Here is a 1,905-nt window from a genome sequence, read left to right as displayed (position 1 = left end):
CTTCTTGACAGGCTCGTCGGGTTTCTTGTCGTTCCCTTCAATGTATGGGCTCCATGGCTTGGCCTTCACAGGGCCAGGCGTCTTCCACACCACATTGAACTGGCCGTCGGCCTTGATTTCGCCGATGAAGACCGACTTGTGCAGGTGATGGTTCTTCTCATCCATCTTGCTGACGATGCCGGAAGGCGCGTTGAAGGTCTGGCCGGCCATGGCGGCGATGACCTTGTCGGTGTCGGTGGACTTGGCTTTTTCAACAGCCTGCTTCCACATGTTGATACCGATGTAGGTGGCTTCCATCGGGTCGTTGGTCAAAGGCTTGTCAGAGCCAGGGAGCTTCTTGGCTTTGGCATAGGCAGACCACTTCTTGATGAACTCTGTATTGGCCGGGCTCTTGATCGACTGGAAATAGTTCCACGCAGCCAGGTGGCCGACCAGGGGCTTCGTGTCCACGCCGCGCAGTTCTTCTTCACCCACGCTGAACGCAACCACTGGCACGTCTTTGGCCTTCAGGCCGGCATTGCCCAGCTCTTTGTAGAAAGGCACGTTGGAGTCACCATTGATGGTGGACACCACAGCCGTCTTGCCGCCTTGCGAGAATTTCTTCACGTCAGCCACGATGGTCTGGTAGTCGCTGTGGCCGAAGGGGGTGTATTTCTCGTCGATGTCGGTGTCTTTGACACCCTTGCTCTTGAGGTAGGYGCGCAGAATCTTGTTGGTGGTGCGTGGGTACACATAGTCAGTGCCCAGCAGAACCCAACGCTTGGCGCCGCCGCCGGCCTTGCTCATCAGGTAGTCAACCGCAGGAATAGCCTGCTGGTTAGGTGCCGCACCCGTGTAGAACACGTTCTTGGAAAGTTCTTCACCTTCATACTGCACGGGGTAGAACAGCAGGCCGTTCATTTCTTCAACAACCGGCAGCACCGACTTGCGGGAAACAGACGTCCAGCAACCGAAGATGACGGAAACCTTGTCTTGACCCAGCAGTTGCTTGGTTTTTTCAGCAAACAGGGGCCAGTTGGAAGCGGGGTCAACCACCACGGGCTCGAGCTTCTTGCCCATCACGCCGCCCTTGGCATTGATCTCTTCGATCGCCATCAGCACGGTGTCTTTCAACGTGGTTTCAGAAATTGCCATGGTGCCCGACAGGCTGTGCAAGATGCCAACCTTGATGGTGCCGCCCGCCTGGGCAAAAGCGGCAGGCATGGCGCCAAGGCCTGCCAGTGCGACTGCGGCGGTCATCGCCTTGAGGGTAAATCGACGTTGTTGCATGTGAATCCTCGCTCCGGTAGATAGGTGTGTGAATCGCGTTTCGCTGCGCCAAAACCCGGGGAAACCAGGGCTTTTACACAGCGATGAACCGATTCTGGGGACCGGAGGGGGATTGGGGAATACGCCGGGTGGCGTATGCGGGGTGGCCGGTATGCTGTGGGTTGCCGGTGAGGGCCGGCATTACAGGGAGGCCGCTGCGCCCGCTGACCTCTCTCCTATATCAAACTAAAAAACGAGGACTCTCTTATATGAACGCGCTGGTTTCCCGCTCTTCACACCTGGTCATCCTTGCCTTGACCGCCACAATCCTCGCAGGGTGCCAGACCACCAAGCCCAGCCCAGGCGCAAGCAACCCCGAGCCCAGGATTCTTTCCGTCACCCGCGTAGGAGGAAAAGGCATCCCCAACGGCCGATCAGATTCAACGGCGCCCTATCTGCGCGTCATCAAGTTGCAAACCGCCACCGACCCTGGCTACGGCTACTCTGCTGCAAACGCCATCAGAACAGGCCCTTACGACACCCGGCTTCATCTTCTATACCTCAACTCATTGCGCGGACCAAAAGGCGAACCCATCACATACGAGCGCCGGGGCGCCTGCTGCGAGTACGAAGACAAGTCGCTCCCCAGAGGTGGCG

The 1,905-nt window shown here is 57.9% G+C and carries 2 protein-coding genes; one reads left to right on the top strand and one right to left on the bottom strand.

The genetic code is table 11. The features are described from left to right. The coding region (gene urtA / locus AC1D1X_RS22015) for an urea ABC transporter substrate-binding protein (RefSeq protein WP_477699188.1) at window positions 1–1,269 on the bottom strand (1,269 nt) is incomplete at its 3' end. A gap of 293 nt (window positions 1,270–1,562) precedes the next feature. Between urtA and AC1D1X_RS22010 the strand changes: the two genes are divergently transcribed. Then, a partial coding sequence (locus tag AC1D1X_RS22010) for a hypothetical protein (RefSeq protein ID WP_477699187.1) occupies window positions 1,563–1,905 on the top strand: 343 nt, incomplete at its 3' end.

It is taken from the genome of Polaromonas sp. P1_G4, assembly GCF_056405475.1.
Note: the sequence above shows the minus strand (reverse complement) of the source record. Positions and strands in the feature narration are given on the sequence as shown.